We start from the raw sequence: 20,199 nt of genomic DNA, 5'->3' as shown, positions 1-20,199 counted from the left end.
CAACGAACATCTGTCACTTGGAATACGTTACAAGTATGGTGCGTCCTGCCGGTTTTGCCTCTACCTTGATTATACCCAAGCTACTTCAAGATGCAGGTTCAGCGAGAATTTATAAGCTTATAGACAAGGCATTGTTTTGAAGATCTAGTGGCTCTAAATCAAGAAACAATAACGCGGTATATGAGCTTAGAAAACTCGCCCTTTGGGAGGGTGTCAGCCCATCCACTCCTGCGTTGAAGCTTTTTGAAAGGGAGTGCCATTCCTGCAAACCTTCGCCTTGAAGTGAATGCGCTGACAACCCTCTGAATCCAGCACCTTGAAGTAACTTGGGTATATAATTACTTTACATCCAATCAGTTAAGTTTGCTGTGACAGGTGCCTTCCAGATACAAAATCGAACAAATACTCACCAATTCACATAGTGTTAAATGCTTGCTCTTACATTTCGTGTGCTGTGGTCAGGCTCGCAGCTTTCGACCCTAGGTTTATCTATACTCATCAATAATATAGCGGTCCGAACAGTCGCAGGTTTCATAGAAAAGGAATTCAAATGGATAAGGTCTACGATTACATCATTGTTGGTGGTGGTATCGTTGGTATATCAACGGCTTGGCAACTGCAGCAACGCCGCCCTGATGCATCGGCCATAGTTATCGAAAAAGAAGCATCGCTGGCTTCGCATCAAACCGGACACAACAGCGGTGTTATCCACGCAGGGGTCTACTATGCGCCGGGAAGCTTGAAAGCAACGCTCTGCAAAGCAGGGGAAAAAGCCACGAAAGCGTTTTGCAGAGAGCACCAAATTCCTTTTGAGCAATGCGGCAAGCTGTTAGTGGCAACCAATACTGCCGAACTAGAGCGAATGCAGGCCCTTTATGAGCGATGCTTGGAAAATGGTATTGAGGTTGAGTTACTAAACCAAGAACAACTGCAACAGCAAGAGCCTAATATCATAGGGCTTGGGGCCATTTTGGTGACAGCTACCGGCATAGTAGATTACACAAAAATCACCAACAAAATGGCCGAACTATTCGTCACACTCGGCGGTGAGATATCTAAGCGTACCGAAGTCAAAGCACTCGAAGAAACATCAGATAACGTAGTTGTTCAATGCAGAAGTGATGGTCAGCCTTTTCAATTAAAAGGCCGGTTCTTAATTTGCTGCGCTGGATTAATGGCAGATCGGCTAACCAAGATGATGGGCATTGATACTGACTTTCAGATCATCCCCTACCGAGGCGAATATTACCGCTTAGCGCCGCAGCACAACCAGATCGTAAACCATTTGATATACCCTATTCCTGATCCTGAACTACCATTCCTCGGCGTTCACCTTACCCGGATGATAGATGGCACAGTGACCGTTGGCCCGAATGCCGTGCAAGGTTGGAAACGGGAGGGATACAGCAAGGTTAACTTCAGTGCCAAAGACACGGTCGAGATGCTTACTTTCAAAGGGTTCTGGAAAGTCAGTGCCAATCATTTTAAGGCAGGTTTGGCTGAAACCAAAAACTCATGGTGGAAGCCGGGCTACCTGAAGCTAGTCAACAAATACTGTCCGCAATTAGCAACTTCTGATTTGCAGCCCTACCCTGCAGGGATCCGTGCTCAGGCCGTGCTCAATGATGGTACTCTTGTCCACGACTTCTTGTTTGCCGAAAGTCCGCGAAGCCTCCATGTTTGCAACGCACCTTCTCCAGCGGCTACCTCTGCCATGCCTATCGGAAAATACATTTGCGACAAGGTGCTGGATCTATAAAGTATGGTGGCGTTTAGCTCGCTGGCGATATAGGCTCAACGCCAAATCCTTTTCAAACTCTCGCTGAGATTGATAGCCCAACACCTGCCACGAGTATTCTGCTTGGTAGCCGCAGACAACCCTCGCCAAGCAGTCTCGACGGGTTTCAAAAATCAGTTTTGTTATCATTTTTTTAAGCTTGTTCATTGTGTTAGCTCCTCATATGGCTTGCCTCAACAATACGCTTAAGGGGATAACGGACTTATCCGAATTTATCAACTATTGGTACTATCCCTTCAAAGCATTCACTTTAGGGCTAATTCCAGTACTATATTGATAAAGATTGGTACTTTTCCTCAATTCTCGGATTTTGTTCAATGCAACAAGCGACTATCGAAAGAGTCATGCAGCGTCAGGGTTATTCTTGGCGATATCGCAAAATAGAAGAGCCACATAAGCATTATGATTGGCACTTCCATCAGGAATATGAGCTAGTGATCCATCGCAACTTTCGCGGTAAGGCCTCTATAGGCCATTACGAAGGGGAGTTTGGCGATAACAACATGGTACTGATTGGCCCGGGATTGCCCCACCGCTTCCACTCTACAGAGACGCAAACTAACCAGTCTTGTGAAACCCACATCATTTGGTTCAAGAAAGAATGGATTGCCAATATGATGTTCAGCTGTGTAGAGATGAGAAAACTCGACTCATTGCTGAAACGAGCCGATAAAGGCATCGAGTTCTCTGGCAATGCTTGCAAGGAAGTACTGACTTTGCTGCAAGGTGTGACTAGCCACCCTCCTATGACTCAGCTTGGTATTCTGCTTCAGGTACTCAGCACTTTGCTGGCTGATAAAGACAGCCGTACCCTACTCTCTTATGCGCCCCAGAAGCAGATTGATGGCTCGCAAAAAGAATACACTACAGAGAAAGCCAACCAAGAGAAAATCGAGAAAGTGTGCCAGTACCTTGAGGAGCACTTCAGTCAAACGGTCACTCTGGCTGATCTCGCTTCGCATATGAATACCAGCGAGAGCAGCATTCATCGGCTGTTTTCCGTCCACTTCAAAGAAAGCTTTAGTCAGTATTTGAAGAAGCTGCGCTTGAACCATGCCGCAGAATTACTACAAACCACCAGCCAACCCATTGGCCTTATTGCCGAAAACGTCGGTTACCGCAATCAGGTTAACTTCAACCGCCAATTTAAAGACTACAAACAGATGACGCCACGCCAATACCGCAACAACTACAAAATCAATGCTGCGGTCTGACTAAGGCACTTGTTTACGGTGACTATGGGTTGTTGTGGCTAATAACGGTTTTATACCCTGTTTCGGCACACCCTACAAAATCCACAAAGTTATGGATACTGTCGAGGGAATCTTCCGGATGATGGGAGACGTACAAAAGTTGGCTCAAGTTGTTGTTGGCAATCATCTCCAGGGCATTTTTCACCAGTTGGCGATTGAGGAAATCTAGCCCCTGATAAGGCTCATCAAGAATAAGCAACTTAGGGCGCTTGATCAACGCCCTAGCCACCAGCAGTAACCTTTGCTGTCCATATTCCAACTGCCTGAAAGATTTGGTAGCGAGGTGTTCCATATGCAATAGCTTAAGCCAGTCTCTGGCCTGCTTGATCTCGTCGATACTTGGCTGCTGGTATAAGCCGATAGAATCATAGAAACCAGAGATAATGGTATCCAATGCCGAACAGGACACACGGTATTGAAGGTGCAGAGCCGAAGATACCATACCGATATGTTGCTTAATCTGCCAAATCGTCTCGCCGCTCCCCCTCTTAATACCAAAGATATCAATATCATTGCTGTAGCACTGTGGATGATCGCCAAAGATCAAACCAAGTAATGTACTCTTACCACAACCGTTCGGTCCTCTGATCTGCCAGTGCTGGTGATGATTAATTTGCCAATTCACCCCATCAAAAATCAGCTTGTCGGTATATTCAACTTTGCCATTTCGAATCGCAACCAGGGGATCTGGCATGTCGGCTTGATGTTGGTATTGTTGGATCAACGCCAGCATGGCTTCGCTACGTTCAGACGATTGGGCCCGCAGGTGAGAAAGCAGCGGCAAGAACTCCCATTCTTCTCTGGTATAAGTTCCTGTCAGTTTCTCCTCATCGAAAACACCGATATGGGAAATACTGTCAGGCAAGGCCTGTTCACGGGATGTGATCAGGATAATTTGGACATCTTTTTGAAGTTGATCAATCAGAGTAATGAGCTGTGCTTGATGCGCAATATCCAGTCCAGCAAGCGGATCGTCCAAGATCAACAGTTCTGGCTGTTCGGCTAACGCTCTGGCCAACATGACACGGCGAGTTTCCCCTGTAGACAGGTTTCGAAACCCACTTTTTCTCAGGCTCTGAAGATCGAAAAGCGTAAAAAGCTCTTCAGCATATTCAGGACTTTGACAGCAGGCGAGAACCAATGCTTCGACACTTGTTCCTTTGTCAAACCTATCGAGAAAATCAGTATCATCCTTCGCCAGTTCTTCCTCTAGCAATGCTTGCTGTTCAGCAAGAGAGACCAAGCTGACTTTTTCAGGCAAACCTGATAACTCACCGTCAAATTCCAATTGCTCCCCAGACTTATTACTGGGTTTGGATTGATGCCTATCGTTGATTAATAGTTGGGCAAACACTGAACCCGCATCGCCTCTTGCACAGAAAAAGGCCCAATGCTGATCTTGTTGGATGTCGAGTTTGGGAATAGATAAGCGGATAACCGGCTTCGGAGTACCCGGCTCGCTGCTATAGAGTTTGATTTGGTGTAATTGGATAGACATTGGCTCCATTCCCTGTAAGGCCATTAGGTAGTAACTGATACCTTACATGGAACGTGTGAAGCCAATCAAATTATCTTAATTTTTCTAACTTTGACCAGTGAGCTTTAGGCTTCGGGAAAAGCCATGGTGATAGCGCCGGTATAGCAAGCAGTGCGGCACTGACCACACCCATCACAAGACTCAGCATTTATAGTTGGGGCTTGTCCATGCTCAATAGAAATCGCCTCATGCGGGCACTGCTCTGCACACAATTCGCAATAGCCTGACAACCGGTTGGCGCAACGAGTCGTGAAATCCGGTCGCACACCGATATCTTTATCTGCAGATGAAAGCGCCTGTGTAGGACACGCTTTTTGGCATTCGCCACATTGGCTGCAGTCATTATAGTCAAGGTTAAGCTGGGGTAACCCTTCCGGGCGCTCAATCACCTGTTGGGGGCATGCCTTTTCACAGGCATCACATGACTGGCAGACCTGAAGAAACAACGCTTCTTCGATGGCACCCGGGGGACGAGGGACCGTGCGAACGATAGCCGGGGCTTGCGCCTCTTTCTTTACACGGTTTGCACCTGAGAATAAGCCACGAAGTAGACCGCGTCGGCTTACCGTGTAATGCTCCATGCAAGCTTTGTAATATCGTTCGTCACGTTCAATCATTAGAAATAAACCTTTTTCTCCACAGCCGTTACCGCAAGCTCTTCAGCAATAAAGGCTAACCATTGCTCTGCCATAGCACCAAGCAACTGATAAGACTGGGTGTTGGCGTTTTTCTGCATTAGCTCGAGATATCTTGGTGCCCAAGGTAGCAAGTGAACAGATAACAGAGCCTTAATCGCCTCGCTATCTTCGGCTTCTGCCAGTTTTGACATCGCCATTAGCATCAAACCGAACTGGTCTTCCGGTTCACGCATTCCTGTATCCAGCGACATTTCTTTGTCAGCAAGGAAGCGACGGTAAGCAACAGTGGTTTCGCCAAAGATCACTTGCTCTTTATCGAGGTATACAGAACCCCATGGCGGCGCAGGCATCACTTCACAGCCTTCAAATAACTGCTGGAAGTCCATTGCAAGATCATCAGCCCCATCCGCTTCCACAGCTTTCAGCAACTCTGCAAACGGAGAATCCTCTTGATCTTCACTATCAGCAATCATCTGACAGACTTGTCGGTTCGTTTCGTGGGTTAGTGGATAATAAAAAAAGCTACCCAGAATACGAGCGATTGTTGAAATGTGCTCCATGGTCACATCCGCCTCCAAAAATATGTAATATCATGCAATAAGTTTTCATGATGCCAGTGGAATAACAGCTAAATTAGGTTATTTATTAACATTTTCCTATGCACGATAGCCGATAACTAACACGGAAAACATGCTTTAGGACAATATTTACTACTTTAAGTTGTTGATAGTGAATGATAATCACTATCAACACCCTCAATCTTGAAATATCCTGTTACACGCATTAATCCCCACATTCACATTGTTACAGATACATAAATATTCAAAATAATTCCCCGTGATTTATTGATCGACGGCAAAGTTAAACGTTCTCATAGACGGAAAATGCGTGTCAGAAACCTACCCACTAAGTGTAGGACTGTTAGTCAATACCGAGAATGTCGTGTCATGAAATCACAACTCAAAAAGCTATTGGCACCTAAATTCACCCGCCGGGACTTTGTTAAGTCAAGCTCAGCGTTAGGTGGATTAGCTGCAGTTGCAGGCAGTGTTTCCCTGCCATTTAAATCAAGTAAAGTCGAAGCCGCTACAACAACTGACGAAAAAGTCGTGTGGAGTGCGTGTACCGTTAACTGTGGTAGCCGCTGTCCGCTACGCATGCACGTTTCAGACGGTGAAATCAAATGGGTTGAGACCGATAACACCGGTGATGACCAATACGGCAATCACCAGATCCGCGCCTGCCTACGAGGCCGTTCTATGCGCCGTCGTGTTTACAACCCAGACCGCTTGAAATACCCAATGAAGCGTGTCGGTAAGCGTGGTGAAGGTAAATTCAAGCGTATCAGCTGGGATGAAGCCTTCGATGAGATCACCAACAACCTCAACCGTATCCGTAAAGACTACGGTAGCGAAGCGGTATACCTGAACTACGGTACGGGTACCCTAGGCGGTACAGTCACTAAATCATGGCCACCGGGCGCAACTCTGATTGCTCGCCTGATGAACCTGAGTGGCGGTTACCTGAACCATTACGGTGACTACTCAACTGCGCAGATTGCTGCAGGTATGCCTTATACCTATGGTAACGGTGCCAACAACTCATTCTCAGATGTTGAAAACACTAAGCTGATCGTTCAGTTCGGTAACAACCCTGCTGAAACCCGTATGTCAGGCGGTGGCCAGATCCACCACTTGATGGAAGGTAAAGCTCGCTCTAACGCCAAGATGATCGTTATCGATCCTCGCTACACAGATACCGCTAGTGGTCGTGAAGACCAGTGGATCCCAATCCGCCCGGGTACGGATGCGGCACTTGTAGCTGGTATGGCACACGTGATGATCAGCGAGAACTTGGTTGATCAGCCTTTCCTAGACAAATACTGTGTCGGTTACGACGAGAAGACGCTACCTGCTTCTGCGCCTGCTAAATCTGACTACAAGTCATACATTCTTGGCCGTGGTGAAGACCAAACTGAGAAGACACCAGCTTGGGCGGCTGATATTACAGGTATTCCAGCTGATATCATCATCAAGCTTGCTCGCGAAATTGGCGCAGCCAAGCCATGTGCCATCTTCCAGGGCTGGGGCCCACAACGTCACGCTAACGGTGAGTTGGCGGCTCGTTCAATTGCGATGCTGGCAATCCTAACCGGTAACGTCGGTGTAAGCGGTGGTGGTACTGGTTCTCGTGAAGGTAACCAGGCAATTCCATTTGTTCGCTTCCCTATCCCAGAGAACCCGGTGAAAACCGCTATCTCTATGTTCCTATGGACAGATGCCATTACCCGTGCAACTGAAATGACTGCGAAAGCTGACGGTGTTCGTGGTAAAGACAAGCTAGACGTGCCAATTAAGTTCATCTGGAACTATGCGGGCAACTGCCTGATCAACCAGCACTCAGACATCAACCGTACTCACGACATCCTACAAGATGACAAAGCGTGTGAAATGATCGTCGTGGTTGATAACCACATGACTTCATCTGCTAAGTACGCCGATATTGTTCTGCCAGACCTAACAACTTCTGAGCAATCAGATTTCTGTATGGATGGTGCAGCTGCAAACATGCCTTACTTCATCTTCGCTAGCCAGGCAATTGAGCCGGTATTTGAAGCTCGCAGCATTTACGATATTTGTACTGAACTTGCCAAGCGCCTTGGTATTGAAAAAGAGTTCACTGAAGGTCGTGACCAGGAAGGTTGGCTACGCCACCTATACGCACAGACACGTGAGATTGACCCAACTCTGCCAAGCTTTGATGCTATGCGTGAGCAAGGTATCTACAAGCGTAAAGCCGAGCACTTCATTGCCCATGAAGACTTCCGTAAAGATCCTGAAAACAACCCATTGGCAACGCCATCGGGCAAAATCGAGATCTACTCTGAGCGTCTTGCCGACATTGCGGCTGAATGGGAACTACCTGAAGGCGATGTGATCCACCCGCTTCCGGTATACGCTTCAACCTTCAACGGTTGGGACGATCCGAAGCGTAAGGACTACCCGCTACAGCTAACAGGTTTCCACTACAAGTCTCGTACCCACTCGACTTACGGTAACGTTGAGCAGCTTAAAGAAGCAGCACCACAACAAATGTGGATGAGCCCAATGGATGCAGATCAGCGTGGCATCAAAAATGATGACCAAATCCGTATCTTCAACGAGCACGGTGAAATTCACCTTACTGCCAAAGTCACTCCTCGCATGATGCCAGGTGTTGTTGCCCTAGGTGAAGGTGCTTGGTACGCACCGGATAAGAAAGGTGTTGACCACGGCGGTAGCATTAACGTGCTAACTACCCAGCGTCCTAGCCCGCTGGCCAAAGGTAACCCGCAACACACCAACCTAGTCGACGTGCAACTGCTGAAAAAAGCATAAGGTTTAAACCATGAAACAATACGGTTTTTATATTGATTCAAGCAAATGCACCGGCTGTAAGACTTGTCAGCTGTCGTGCAAGGATAACAAGGACTCAGACATCGGCGTTAACTACCGCCGTGTCTATGAGTACACCGGTGGTAACTGGGTAAAAGAAGGTGAAACCTTCCGTCAGGACGTATTCTCCTACTACCTGTCTATCGCCTGTAACCACTGTGATGAGCCTGCCTGTGCCAAGGTTTGTCCATCAGGTGCTATGCACAAACGCAAAGAAGACGGTCTGGTTATCGTTGATACTGATACCTGTATTGGTTGTCAGTACTGCTCAATGGCTTGTCCTTACGGCGCGCCTCAGTACAACGCAGAAAAAGGTCACATGACCAAGTGTGATGGCTGTTACGAGCGTGTTGGCCAAGGTCTTGAGCCTATCTGTGTTGGCTCTTGCCCACTACGTGCACTTGAGTTTGGTCCAATTGATGAACTACGTGCGAAATACGGTACTAATGCCGATGTCGCCCCACTGCCGTCATCGCTGAAAACCAAACCAAATCTAGTCATCAAAGCAAACCGCCATGCCCGCCCAACAGGCGATCGCACCGGTTTCCTAGCAAACCCTAAGGAGGTATAAGATGGCTTGGCATGAGTGGCCTCTGATCCTATTCACAGTATTGGCACAAACTGCTGTTGGTGCTTTCATCCTGCTTGGCGCAGTGATCCTGAGCGGCAAATTGTGTATTGGCGTGAAAGACCGCCTTCACAAAGCCATGTTCTTTATTTGGGTACTAATGGGTCTGGGCTTTATGGCTTCGACCATGCACCTAGGTAGCCCGTTCCGTGCATTCAATGCACTGAACAACGTGGGTAGCTCTTGGCTTTCTAACGAAATCTTCACCGGTAGTGCCTTCTTTGGCCTAGGTGGCGTTTACTGGCTTCTAGAAATGCTGGACAAAGGCAGCGAGAAAATCCGCAAAGCCCTGCTTGTTGCCGGTATGGTCGTTGGCTTGAGCTTTATGTTCTCGATGACCAAACTGTACCTTCTGGACACAGTACCGACTTGGAACACGGTTTACACACCTATCGCGTTCCTTAGCACTATGGTTATCTCTGGCCTGATCTTCGGTCACCTACTATTGACAGGTGCCCAGCATAAGATGGCTGGCTTGGACCGTGTCCTGCCTTACATTGGTGCCGTGGCTATCGTCGTCAGCCTAGTTGCCCTTGTTAGCCAGTTAATTGGTCTTGCTGATATCCAAACATCAGTGATCACAGCAGCAGAGCTGATTCCAAACATGGCACAGTTGCAGATCATCCGCATCGGTTTACTGCTTGCTGCCCTAGCGGTGTGGTTCATCCCTAACCTGATGAACAGCCGTCCTGCAATGCCAGTAATGGGTGTAAGCTTTGCCTTGGTACTGCTTTCAGAACTCGTTGGCCGTGGCGTGTTCTATGGCCTGCATATGACTGTCGGTCTGTAATCATTAACTGACGTCAAATAGACAAAAGGGAGAAATGGCCGGTGCCGTTTCTCCCTTTTTGCATTCTGTATGCAGTCTGTATATCACGCAATTACGGAATGTATATTAGCAGTTCATCCCAGTTTCCTGCCAAAAACCAAGTCGCAAAAAATACGCCGATTCCGAACTTCAGGCATAGAAGAAGCATCCCTACCTTCGTCTTCACAGAATCAAAGTTAGTCATCGTCATCTTAAAACCACCAGTCACATCAACAAACAGGACGAAGTCTCTCAGCGATCAAGCAGATAAGGCAATGGTGTAAGGGCTGTTTTTATATTTATTTTAGATATACCTCACCAGCAAACCATTGATTTGATAAAGCACAACCAAAATAAGAATAAGTATCATTACATAAGGTGCTGATATGTAAAAGGTAATTTACATCCTACATTTTTGTATGATGAATATCACACTCCGTTACATTTTATGCTGCCATTGGATTTATATGCGCCGTTTATTGATAGAAAACAAAGCTAGCTATTAGCACCCAGACGATTATCTCGATAGAACTCTACCTCGAAAGTAGTGTGAATAACGAAAATCAAGAGAATGTCGTGCTATGAAAAATAAGCTCAAACAGCTCCTCTCTCCTAACTTCAGCCGTCGTGATTTTATGAAATCGACGTCTGCAGTAGGTGGACTAGCAGCCGTTGCCGGTAGTATTTCCCTACCCTTCAAATCATCCCCTGTTGCTGCTGCAACGACCCCTTCCGAAGAGAAAGTCGTATGGAGCGCCTGTACCGTTAACTGCGGTAGCCGCTGTCCATTACGGATGCATGTTGCAGACGGTGAGATAAAATGGGTGGAAACCGACAATACCGGTGATGACGAATACGGTAGCCATCAGGTTCGTGCCTGTTTGCGTGGCCGCTCTATGCGCCGCCGGGTATACAACCCTGACCGCCTGAAATACCCAATGAAACGGGTTGGCAAACGTGGTGAAGGTAAATTCAAGCGAATCAGTTGGGAAGAGGCCTATGATGAAATCGCTAACAACCTAACCCGCATCCGCAAAGACTATGGTAGCGAAGCCGTATACCTCAATTACGGCACCGGTACGCTAGGTGGTACAGTCACTAAATCTTGGCCACCGGGCGGTACTTTGATTGCTCGTTTGATGAACCTATCAGGCGGCTACCTAAATCACTACGGTGACTACTCAACTGCACAAATCGCCGCCGGCTTGAACTACACCTACGGCGGGTGGGCAAGCAACAATAGCTTCTCCGATTTAGAAAACACCAAGCTTATTGTCCAGTTTGGTAACAACCCAGCAGAAACCCGTATGTCTGGCGGCGGCTTGATCCATCACTTGATGGAAAGCAAAGCACGATCCAACGCCAAGATGATCATGATCGATCCGCGATACAACGATACCGCAGGTGGCCGCGAAGATCAGTGGATCCCAATCCGTCCCGGTACTGACACGGCTTTGGTTGCTGCCATTGCCCATGTATTGATCACTGAGAACATGGTCGACCAACCATTCCTAGACAAATACTGCGTCGGCTACGATGAAAAAACCTTGCCAGCTTCAGCCCCAGCCAACTCTGACTACAAGTCATACATTCTTGGTAAAGGTGAAGATGGCATCGAAAAAACACCGGCATGGGCATCACCGATTACGGGTATTCCGGTCGATATCATCGTCAAACTGGCGCGTGAAATTGGCCAAGCCAAACCTTGTGCTATCTTCCAGGGATGGGGCCTACAACGTACTGCCAACGGTGAAATCGCCTCCCGCGCTATTGCCATGCTGGCGTTGCTAACAGGTAACCTTGGCATCAATGGTGGTGGCACCGGCGCTCGTGAATCTGACTACAATATTCCGTTTGTCCGCTTCCCGATCCCTGAGAACCCTGTCAAAACCTCAATCTCCATGTTCCTGTGGACCGATGCTATTGTGCGTGGGCCAGAAATGACAGCCACCAAAGATGGTGTTCGAGGCAAAGACAAACTCGATGTGCCAATCAAGTTTATCTGGAACTATGCGGGCAACTGCTTGATCAACCAGCATTCCGACATCAACCGTACCCATGAAATCCTGCAGGACGACAAAGCCTGTGAAATGATCGTGGTGATTGATAACCACATGACTTCATCAGCCAAGTATGCGGATATCTTGCTGCCGGATTTGACCACCTCTGAGCAAGCCGACTTCTGTATGGATACCAAGGCTGCCAACATGCCTTACTTCATCTATGCCGACCAAGCGATCGAGCCGCAATTCGAAGCGCGTGGCATTTATGAAATGTGTTCTGAAATTGCCAAGCGCCTAGGTATTGAGAAAGAATTCACCGAAGGTCGCGATCAGCAAGGTTGGTTGGAACACCTCTACAAATTAACAAGAGAGAACGATCCTTCCCTGCCTGATTTTGAAACAGTCAAAAAACAAGGCATTGTGAAGCGCCGCGATCCAAACGGCCACTTTGTAGCCTATAAAGCCTTTAGGGATAACCCAGAGCAGAACCCACTTTCTACCCCATCGGGCAAAGTAGAAATCTATTCTGAGCGCTTGGCCAACCTCGCCAAGGAATGGGAACTGCCTGAAGGTGATGTTATCCATCCGCTTCCTGTTTATGTATCAACAGCTGAGGGTTGGGATGATCCGAACCGTAGCAAATACCCACTACAGCTAACGGGTTTCCACTACAAGGCACGCTGCCACTCAACCTATGGCAATGTCGACATTATCAAAGAAGCCGCTCCGCAAGAGATGTGGATGAACCCTATTGATGCCGAACAACGCGGTGTCAAGAATGGCGACCTTATCCGTATCTTCAACAATCGCGGTGAAGTACACATCAGTGCCAAAGTCACCCCTCGTATGATGCCGGGTGTTGTTGCCCTTGGTGAAGGTGCTTGGTATGCCCCAGATGGCCAGAAAGTAGACCACGGCGGCTGTATCAATGTATTGACCACCCAGCGCCCTAGCCCGCTGGCTAAAGGCAACCCGCAGCACACGAACCTGGTGGAAGTACAACTGGTGAATAAGGCATAAGGTATAAACCATGAAACAATACGGTTTTTATATTGATTCAAGCAAATGCACCGGCTGTAAAACCTGCCAGCTATCGTGCAAAGACAACAAAGACTTAGATGTCGGCGTCAACTACCGCCGCGTTTACGAATACACCGGTGGCAACTGGGTAAAAGAAGGCGAAACCTTCCGTCAGGATGTGTTCTCCTACTACCTTTCTATTGCCTGTAACCACTGTGATGAACCGGCCTGTGCCAAGGTATGTCCATCAGGCGCGATGCACAAACGTAAAGAAGACGGTCTGGTAGTCGTCAACGAAGATGTCTGCATTGGCTGCCAATACTGCTCTATGGCGTGTCCTTACGGCGCGCCTCAGTACAACGCAGAAAAAGGTCATATGACCAAGTGTGATGGCTGTTATGAGCGTGTTGGTCAGGGTCTTGAACCTATCTGTGTCGGTTCTTGTCCACTGCGTGCATTGGAGTTCGGTCCAATCAACGATCTACGCGAGAAATACGGTACTAATGCGGATGTAGCGCCTCTGCCTTCGTCACTGAAGACCAAACCAAACATTGTCATTAAACCAAATCGTCATGCCCGCCCGACCGGCGATCGCAGCGGTTTCCTAGCAAACCCTAAGGAGGTATAAGATGGCTTGGCATGAATGGCCCCTGATTTTGTTTACAGTGTTGGCACAAACCGCTGTCGGTGCCTATCTGCTGCTCGGTGGTGTGATCCTCAAAGGCAACCTTTGTGTCGGTGTAAGCGACCGCCTGCACAAGGCAATGTTCTTCCTATGGGTTCTCATGGGACTGGGTTTTGCGGCATCAACCATGCACCTAGGCAGCCCGCTGCGTGCATTTAATGCCCTCAATCAGGTCGGTAGCTCTTGGTTATCCAACGAAATCTTCACTGGCAGCGTGTTCTTTGCCCTCGGTGGTGGTTACTGGTTGCTTGAGGTGCTGGACAAAGGCAACGAAGCCCTTCGCAAGCTACTGCTCGCTGCGGGTATGCTAGTGGGTATCGCCTTTATGTATTCCATGATCAAACTGTATCTCCTTGATACAGTCCCGACCTGGAATACTGTTTATACCCCGATTGCGTTTGTGATGACGATGCTGACATCTGGCCTGATCTTCGGCCACCTGCTGCTTACTGGCTCACAGCACAAGATGGCTACTCTGGATCGCATCTTGCCGTTTATTGGCTCTTTAGCGGTAGCAATTAGCCTGACAGCCTTGGTCAGCCAACTAATCGGCCTGGGGGATATCCAGACCTCAATCACTACGGCTGCTGACCTAATCCCTAACATGGCTCAATTGCAGGTAATCCGTGTCGGTCTATTGCTCGGCGCACTCGCAGTATGGTTTATCCCTAACCTGATGAACAGCCGTCCGGGTGTGCCTGTGATGGTGTTGAGCTTTGGTTTGGTGCTGCTATCAGAATTGGTAGGGCGCGGTATCTTCTACGGCTTACACATGACAGTGGGCATTTAATTTCTACTTGATCTAACCAATAGAAAGACTAGGCGACGACTAAAAACCGAGTGTTGTGAAAAACACTCGGTTTTTTATTTCCCCATATAAATCAATGAGAAATTTCAAATAGCTTCAATGACCTATCAATGAGTACATGTGATAACTAAGTTTGATAATCGGTGACTAGTCTTACAGGGGGTGAATGCAGTAATGTCAAAATAAATTATCTTTTAGGAATAAAACCGCTGGTTCCTAGATGGTATTAGACAAAGATATACATATGATAAAAATCACATTTTACATCGGCTTACTCTTCACTGCTTTATCCGTCCAAGCTGATGATATGTTGAGGAAATCGTTGGAGGGTGACTTTGCCACTGCGGTTCTCCTTAGTGATACCGATGCTATATCTTTGGGGTTCCATGATTTCAATCCAAACGCTTTTGTTGACATTAGCGACAACCTTGGAGATGAGGAAGCGCTTGAGCTTCGAAAACAAATCAATGTCTACACAATCCCCTATGACTTTGCCCTAACGCCAAACACCTCTATCAATGGACATAAATTAGAGCAATACATCACAGTCTCCGGCTCCTACCTTAAAGTGGAAAGAGATATAAAATTCTCGAACAATCGAAGTGAACCGACTGATGGTGTAAAAGATGAAGTAGTGACCTTAGCCGGAAAATATTGGACACGGTATAGGCTTGATCCGAAATGGAGCCTGATATCAGGACTGAAAGCCCATACCCAATACTTCAAAAACAGCTATACATACCGTAATCCCCTTTCAATTTTCTTTCGTGACCAATTAGACGGAAATGCCTTCAATACCACAGCTTGGTCTTTTATTCTTCAGCCAAATGTAGAGCTACATTACCGACAGCCATCCGACTGGGGGCATTGGGAAGCCTTTACAGATATGAACTATTTCTATGGTCACGGTTGGGGAGAGGCAAATCAGGGTAATGTCGGAAACCCCGAAGGCTGGTACTGGATTAATGGTGTTAAATCATTTTGGGAAATTGCGGATTTTCACAACTATAACCAGTCAATTTACTCAAGTATCAGAAGAATCGATGTTGGCGGTGACTTACAAGCGCCTTTAGCCAGTTCGCACTACTATGAGTGGAGTCTAGGTTGGTTGAGCGCTACACCATTTGGGGACGACTACATTGAAAACATAGGTATTGGCATAAACCTCAATTATGGCAGCAGTTTAAAAGGCGGTACGATCGTATTGCTGATCAATCAGAAGTAAAGGCCCAACCGCAATGCGGCTAGGCCTTTGTAATATCAGATACGATTAGAAATTCGCTGTCATCCCTAAGTACCAGCTACGTGGTTCGATAGAGTAGCCTCGCTGGGTAACATCGAATTCATCAAACTGCTCGTCGGTGATGTTACGTACCCCTGCACGTAGACGCCAATCACTGTTAATTAGGTAATTCATACCCAAGTCGGCTGTGGTGAAACTAGAGCGATGAAGATCAATAGTGTTATCAATCAGTGCTTCACCGGTGTAGTTCACTCGTACGAAGGTATCCAGATAATCTGTCGCGTACCAAGTAACACGCACATTCGCTTGGTGATCAGGGCGATCTTCAAGGGCTTTACCGGTAGACTTATCTTCAGTATCTAAGTACGTGTAGGCACCGTTTAGCTGAATAGATTCAGTAACATCATAACGACCGGTCAGCTCCAAGCCCTGCGTCATGGCTTTATTGATATTTTTGTAGGTGAAAATATCACGGCCATCAGGTGACGTACCCACTGCATTGTCACGGTCTTGGTCAATCAAGTTCTTGATGTCGTTACGGAATAGGCCTGCTTCAATACTCCACGTCGTCTCGTTGTAAATTGCAGACACTTCGTAACTAACACTGGTTTCCGGGTCGAGATCCGGGTTACCCACAACCTGACAATCACCCTTACAGCTGTTAATGACATTCTCTTCTGAAGTTTGCAGCAGCGTCGGCGCATTGAAAGCCGTACCAACACCACCTTTCAGTGTCAGTTTATCGGTTACTGTGTTCACCAAGTAAGCTCGTGGGCTCCAATGGCTACCGTATGCTTCATGGAAATCAAGGCGCGTACCGTATGTCAGCGTATAGGCATCATTGATTTCCCACTGATCCTGCACGAACAATGCTTGTTCATGGACATCCGCTTTACCTGTTTCTGTCAGGCTCTCAGGGTTTTCAAGCTCTGAATAACTCCACTCACCACCGAAAGTCAAAGTATGGCTACCAATATAAGTCGTACCATGGCCGTAGACTTGTTGGTTGGTCTCATTAATGTCCGATACGCCAGTATCAATTTCTGCTGCATCGACACTTGATACGGCATCACGGTTATAGCGAAGCTGTGCTTCACCCCAATCAAACATACCGTTGTAGGTTATTGCCTGCATATCGCGCTTAACACGTGATTCCGAGTCAGTAAGACCTGCGGTTGATTCAATGATGCCCTCACGGTCATCGTCGGTGTATGAGAAATCAAACGCGATATCGTGCATATCATTGATATACCATAGAACATTACCGCTAACCGCTAACGTGTCGCGCTCTTCTAGCGTTGTCGCTTGGGAACGGTCATAGTCGTTACCTTTGTTGTCTTGTGCAGTGCCGGAAAAGGCATTGTAAGCATCACGACCTGTTTGGCTAACTGCAAATGACATATATAGCTCGTCATCGATCAGCGCACCCGATGTATTAAATCCGGCCGAGTACTCACCACCCTTGTCATCATCACGGTAGCTATAGTCACCGCTGATTTGAGAATTCCACTCATTGGTTGGCTTTTTGGTGATCACGTTAATCACGCCACCCAGTGCTTCTGAGCCATATAGCGCAGACATAGGACCACGGATCACTTCGATTCGCTCGATACTTTCTTTAGGAATTGCTGACAAATCAAAGTCATTACCACGGAAAATGGCATTTGATGAACTGAGTTTACGGCCATCAACCAAAATCATGGTGAATTTAGGATTAAGGCCACGAATCGAAATCATCTCACGGCCTGCTCGGCCACCGTCCATTTGGCTCTCTACACCAGCAATATCTTTTACCAAGTCATTCAGTGCAAGGCTCGGCTCAGACAAAATATCTTCTTCTGTCACAACCGCGATTGAAGCCGGTGCTTTTGCCAATGTGGTTTCAGTTCGTGTTGCTGTCACAACCATCTGCTCATCGGTTTGAGTTTCCTGAAGATCAAAATCCGCGTAAACAGGCATGGAGATAAACACAGAAGCAACGGCTGCAGCCAGAGGCTTACGAATGAAAGTGGTGCTGGAATACATAAACGTCCCTATATAGAACTATAAAGCCAAACATAATGATAATGATTCGCATTAGACACATTATTCATAGAAATGGCAATACAAGTTCCATTCGGGTTTTGAATTGTGATTATTCAGTTTTTAAATAATCACACCATCATAAATTCACATTTTAGCTTGTATGCAGTTGCTTGATAATATCCCTTACCCACATACAAAGTTCATCATTGTGATATCGTTTATGCCAATACAGATAGACATCCTGATAAGGCGATCTTAGCCCCTCAGGTACAGGACGCGTCACTAGATTGCGGTTGATACAAGCTTCTTCGGCAAAGGGGGTTGGCAGATGAAATATCACATCAGAGTGTTCTGCCATTGCTGGGGCAACGTTGAAGTTTGTCAGCATCAGAGGCGTTGAAACCGGTTTATTCCTATCCGACAACCCCAAATCCCGGAAGCGCTGCTCTATCGATAAGTTGCGATCACCATGCAGTGATATTTGCCCGAACTGACATTCAGCCAGTTTTTCAGGGGTAAGTTCTTGCCCTGCCATTGGGTGCTCTGCACTCATCAACAACCTGAAATCACGGGACGCAATGAAACTGCGGTAGATATTTTGCTCCGATGACGGGGGTTGCTGGGTCGATAACACAAAATGTACATCCCCTGCGATAAGCGCATCAAAGTGGCGCTGGGGTACCGTATCTATCTCGAGGGTCAACAACGGAGCATGCTCTCTTAGGTATTGAAATATCTTAGGCATTAACCAATTAACCTGTGGTACTAGACCGAATATCTTAAGGAATTTCTCGCAACTCTTCGGATCAAACTCCTGGTCGTGTACCAAACGATCCAACGAAGCCAACATCGAACTGATCTCTGTTTTTACAGATTCGGCTTTAGGTGTTAGTTCATACCCGTGGCTTGACCTAACCAGTAAGTCATCATTGAACAGCGCCCTGCACTTTTGCAATGAACGACTCACAGATGGTTGGCTGATATTCAATGCTTGAGCAGTATTCGAAACATGTTTTCGCTCCAGCAGGTGCTTTAGAACGATTAGGTGACTGATATCAATCTGGCATAACTTCATAATTCAACGACACTTTCCGACTTATACCACCGCTATTTGGCCAAATTTCATAAACTTCAAAATCACGTCACTTAAAGTATGAATACACATACATAGTGTATTCAAATTATGAATAATCACTATTCAAAGTCAAAATACCGTGGACCAAATGAACTGTGCTACAAATAGCTTTCAACGCTTTAGAGTGTAAATAAAAATTAATATTACTATGATTTATGCCCCTTTCATGAGTAATATCAATAAAAATTATTCTCATTTGTGATTAGATTGCATTTATCAGCATTCAATCTGCTTAAAGTTTACAAGGTTCGTTATGACTCGCTTTTCCACTGCGTTAAAATCTGCACTTCTTGTCGGTGCAATGGCTTTCAACTTCCCGGCTGTTGCAGAATCGGTGACGGTTCAACACTCCTTAGGCTCGACCACCATTGAACAAACCCCGCAACGCGTCGTGGTTGTCGGTGGCCACGGCAGTCTAGATACACTAAACCGTTTGGGCATTGAGCCTGTCGGTGCTGTAACAACCATGTTGCCGGAATACCTTTCAGATTACAGTGAGAAAGCTACCCATATCGGCAGCATGAAAGAAGCCAACTTTGAGCAAATCTTCACCCTAAAGCCTGATGTGATCATTGCAGAAGGCCGTGCAGCTGACGCCTACCCGACGCTTTCACAAATTGCGCCGACTGTTATGCATGTAGTTGAAAATGGTAACTACTGGGAAGATACCAAGAACAATTGGCGCATGCTGGGCAAAATCTTCGATAAAGAAGCGGAAGCCGAGCAACTGATCGCAGAAACCGAAGCCCAGATGGCAGAAGTACGCGAGCAAGTTCAAGCACAAAACCTAAAAACACTGGCTGTCATGAACAACGGCAACAACGTATCTATGTTTGGTGAAGTAAGCCGCTTCTCAGTACTATTTGACGAGTTCGGTTTCGAGCCTGCGCGTACTTCTGATACGCAAAACCCTCACGGTAACCTGATTTCATTCGAGTTCATCGCCGATGCCGCTCCTGACGTGCTGTTCGTTCTAGATCGCGAGAGCGCAATTGGTCAAAGCTCTGGTAAAGCACAACAGCTATTTGATAACCCATTAGTTAAAAGCACTCCAGCCTATAAAAACAACCGCATTGTGTTCCTGAACCCAAGTGCCTGGTACCTGACTATCGCGGGTGTTAATGCCACCGAAATCATGATTGATGATGCACGAAAAGCGGTAACGTCTACTCAATAACAACCTA

Annotated in this window: 16 protein-coding genes; 10 read left to right on the top strand and 6 right to left on the bottom strand. The window is 47.0% G+C overall.

Annotated elements, in window-relative coordinates; genetic code table 11:
* Nucleotides 1-550 precede the first annotated feature (550 nt).
* On the top strand, nt 551-1,759 hold the full coding sequence (gene lhgO / locus C9J01_RS00960) for an L-2-hydroxyglutarate oxidase (protein WP_107296237.1): 1,209 nt from the start codon (nt 551-553) through the stop codon (nt 1,757-1,759).
* On the opposite strand, the gene C9J01_RS00955 is transcribed toward lhgO, so the two are convergent.
* Complete coding sequence (locus C9J01_RS00955) at nt 1,754-1,945, bottom strand: hypothetical protein (protein ID WP_107296236.1); 192 nt, start codon at nt 1,943-1,945, stop codon at nt 1,754-1,756. The genes lhgO and C9J01_RS00955 overlap by 6 nt on opposite strands.
* 170 nt (nt 1,946-2,115) lie before the next feature.
* On the opposite strand from C9J01_RS00955, the gene C9J01_RS00950 reads away from it, so the two are divergent.
* Nucleotides 2,116-3,012, top strand: coding sequence for an AraC family transcriptional regulator (locus C9J01_RS00950; protein ID WP_107296235.1), 897 nt, complete (start codon nt 2,116-2,118; stop codon nt 3,010-3,012).
* 22 nt (nt 3,013-3,034) lie between these two features.
* Here C9J01_RS00950 and C9J01_RS00945 read toward each other — a convergent pair whose 3' ends face one another.
* From C9J01_RS00945 to C9J01_RS00935, 3 genes are all read right to left on the bottom strand, one after another.
* Nucleotides 3,035-4,549, bottom strand: a complete 1,515-nt coding sequence (locus tag C9J01_RS00945; RefSeq protein WP_107296234.1) for an ATP-binding cassette domain-containing protein — start codon at nt 4,547-4,549, stop codon at nt 3,035-3,037.
* 104 nt (nt 4,550-4,653) lie between these two features.
* On the bottom strand, nt 4,654-5,205 hold the full coding sequence (napF, locus tag C9J01_RS00940) for a ferredoxin-type protein NapF (RefSeq protein WP_107296233.1): 552 nt from the start codon (nt 5,203-5,205) through the stop codon (nt 4,654-4,656).
* Nucleotides 5,205-5,786, bottom strand: coding sequence for a molecular chaperone TorD family protein (locus tag C9J01_RS00935; RefSeq protein WP_107296232.1), 582 nt, complete (start codon nt 5,784-5,786; stop codon nt 5,205-5,207). The genes napF and C9J01_RS00935 overlap by 1 nt, the downstream gene beginning before the upstream one ends.
* A 387-nt stretch (nt 5,787-6,173) precedes the next feature.
* Here C9J01_RS00935 and C9J01_RS00930 point away from each other — a divergent pair, with 387 nt between their 5' ends.
* From C9J01_RS00930 to C9J01_RS00900, 7 genes are all read left to right on the top strand, one after another.
* On the top strand, nt 6,174-8,603 hold the full coding sequence (locus C9J01_RS00930; RefSeq protein WP_107296231.1) for a DmsA/YnfE/YnfF family dimethyl sulfoxide reductase: 2,430 nt from the start codon (nt 6,174-6,176) through the stop codon (nt 8,601-8,603).
* A 10-nt stretch (nt 8,604-8,613) separates the two neighbouring features.
* Complete coding sequence (locus tag C9J01_RS00925; RefSeq protein ID WP_107296230.1) at nt 8,614-9,231, top strand: DMSO/selenate family reductase complex B subunit; 618 nt, start codon at nt 8,614-8,616, stop codon at nt 9,229-9,231.
* Nucleotide 9,232: 1 nt separating this feature from the next.
* Entirely contained in the window at nt 9,233-10,078 is an 846-nt protein-coding gene (locus C9J01_RS00920; RefSeq protein WP_107296229.1) for a dimethyl sulfoxide reductase anchor subunit family protein, read from the top strand.
* Nucleotides 10,079-10,677: 599 nt separating this feature from the next.
* Entirely contained in the window at nt 10,678-13,119 is a 2,442-nt protein-coding gene (locus tag C9J01_RS00915) for a DmsA/YnfE/YnfF family dimethyl sulfoxide reductase (RefSeq protein WP_107296228.1), read from the top strand.
* 10 nt (nt 13,120-13,129) lie between these two features.
* Nucleotides 13,130-13,747, top strand: coding sequence for a DMSO/selenate family reductase complex B subunit (locus tag C9J01_RS00910; protein WP_107296227.1), 618 nt, complete (start codon nt 13,130-13,132; stop codon nt 13,745-13,747).
* 1 nt (nt 13,748) lies between these two features.
* The gene (locus tag C9J01_RS00905) at nt 13,749-14,594 is read left to right on the top strand and encodes a DmsC/YnfH family molybdoenzyme membrane anchor subunit (protein ID WP_107296226.1); all 846 of its coding nucleotides are present in this window, start codon (nt 13,749-13,751) and stop codon (nt 14,592-14,594) included.
* Nucleotides 14,595-14,832: 238 nt separating this feature from the next.
* Nucleotides 14,833-15,837, top strand: coding sequence for a Solitary outer membrane autotransporter beta-barrel domain (locus tag C9J01_RS00900; RefSeq protein ID WP_237156830.1), 1,005 nt, complete (start codon nt 14,833-14,835; stop codon nt 15,835-15,837).
* A 45-nt stretch (nt 15,838-15,882) separates the two neighbouring features.
* On the opposite strand, the gene C9J01_RS00895 is transcribed toward C9J01_RS00900, so the two are convergent.
* Nucleotides 15,883-17,880, bottom strand: coding sequence for a TonB-dependent receptor domain-containing protein (locus tag C9J01_RS00895; RefSeq protein ID WP_107296225.1), 1,998 nt, complete (start codon nt 17,878-17,880; stop codon nt 15,883-15,885).
* 151 nt (nt 17,881-18,031) lie between these two features.
* Nucleotides 18,032-18,955: a LysR family transcriptional regulator gene (locus C9J01_RS00890; protein ID WP_107296224.1), complete on the bottom strand. Its 924-nt coding sequence runs from the start codon at nt 18,953-18,955 to the stop codon at nt 18,032-18,034.
* 313 nt (nt 18,956-19,268) lie between these two features.
* On the opposite strand from C9J01_RS00890, the gene C9J01_RS00885 reads away from it, so the two are divergent.
* A complete protein-coding gene (locus C9J01_RS00885; protein ID WP_107296223.1) occupies nt 19,269-20,192 on the top strand; it encodes a siderophore ABC transporter substrate-binding protein in 924 nt (307 codons plus the stop codon).
* The last annotated feature ends 7 nt before the right edge of the window (nt 20,193-20,199 follow it).

Source organism: Photobacterium rosenbergii, assembly GCF_003026455.1.
Taxonomy (GTDB): domain Bacteria; phylum Pseudomonadota; class Gammaproteobacteria; order Enterobacterales; family Vibrionaceae; genus Photobacterium; species Photobacterium rosenbergii.
Note: the sequence above shows the minus strand (reverse complement) of the source record. Positions and strands in the feature narration are given on the sequence as shown.